This is a genomic window from Pseudomonas sp. 05N432, from assembly GCF_056396945.1.
On record NZ_JBFTMM010000048.1, the window covers coordinates 1 to 1,521 of the forward strand.

General features: G+C 63.1%; 1 protein-coding gene. It reads right to left on the reverse strand.

Annotated elements, in window-relative coordinates:
• Window positions 1–1,521 (reverse strand): Ig-like domain-containing protein (locus AC1DHT_RS29120; RefSeq protein ID WP_477761584.1); only part of this gene is annotated, 1,521 nt, incomplete at both ends.

Consider the following 1,521-nt stretch of genomic DNA (forward strand, 5'->3'; position numbering starts at 1 on the left):
GTATCGGCCACTGCCACCGGTGCGTCGTTGGTGCCAGTGATGGTCACATCCACCGTGGAGCTTGAGAGCGCCCCGTGTTCGTCCTGCATCTGGTAAGTGAGCGTCACGTGTTCGACCGCACCCTGCGCCAGATGATCGAAGTCAGTCCCCGGGGTGAACAGCAACTGATTACCGACCACGCTGGCCGTACCCTTGTTTGCCGGTGCACTGACCGAGTTCAGCGTGAACGCGTGACCATCATCGACGTCGGTGTCGTTGCCCAGCACGTCGATCGTCAGGGTCTGGTTTTCCGTACCGGCRGCCGTATCGGCCACCGCTACCGGCGCGTCGTTGGTGCCGGTGATGGTCACATCTACGCTGCTGGTCGAGATCGCGCCATGCTCGTCGGTCATGGTGTAGCTGAGTGTGACACTGGCCGTGGCGCCTTGCGCCAGATGATCGAAGTCAGTCCCCGGATTGAACTGCAACTGGTTGCCCGCGACGCTGGCACTGCCCTGGTTTGCCGGTGCACTGGCGCTGACCAAGGTGAATGCGTGACCGTCGTCGACATCGGTGTCGTTGGCCAGCACGTCGATGCTCAGGGTCTGGTTTTCCGTGCCGGCAGCCGTATCGGCCACYGCYACCGGYGCGTCGTTGGTGCCAGTGATGGTCACATCCACCGTGGAGCTTGAGAGCGCCCCGTGTTCGTCCTGCATCTGGTAAGTGAGCGTCACGTGTTCGACCGCACCCTGCGCCAGGTGGTCGAAATCAGCCCCCGGGTTGAACTGCAACTGGTTGCCGACCACGCTGGCCGTGCCCTTGTTTGCCGGCGCGCTGGCCGAGTTCAGCGTGAACGCGTGACCGTCGTCGACATCGGTGTCGTTGGCCAGCACGTTGATGGTCAGGGTCTGGTTTTCCGTACCGGCGGCCGTATCGGCCACTGCCACCGGCGCGTCGTTGGTGCCGGTGATGGTCACGTCCACCGTGGAACTCGAGAGCGCCCCGTGTTCGTCCTGCATCTGGTAAGTGAGCGTCACGTGCTCGACCACGCCTTGCGCCAGATGGTCGAAATCACTTCCCGGGTTGAACACCAGCTGGTTGCCGACCACGCTGGCACTGCCTTTGTTTGCCGGCGCGCTGGCCGAGTTCAACGTGAACAGGTGGCCGTCGTCGACATCGGTATCGTTGACCAGCACGTCGATCGTCAGGGTCTGGTTTTCCGTACCGGCGGCCGTATCGGCCACCGCCACCGGCGCGTCGTTGGTGCCGGTAATGGTCACGTCCACCGTGGAGCTTGAGAGCGCGCCGTGTTCGTCCTGCATCTGGTAAGTGAGCGTCACGTGCTCGACCGCGCCTTGCGCCAGATGATCAAAGTCGGCTCCCGGATTGAATACGAGCTGGTTGCCGACCACGCTGGCCGTGCCCTTGTTTGCCGGTGCACTGACCGAGTTCAGTGTGAACAGGTGACCGTCGTCGACATCGGTGTCGTTGSCCAGCACGTTGATGCTCAGGGTCTGGTTCTCCGTGCCGGCGGCCGTATCG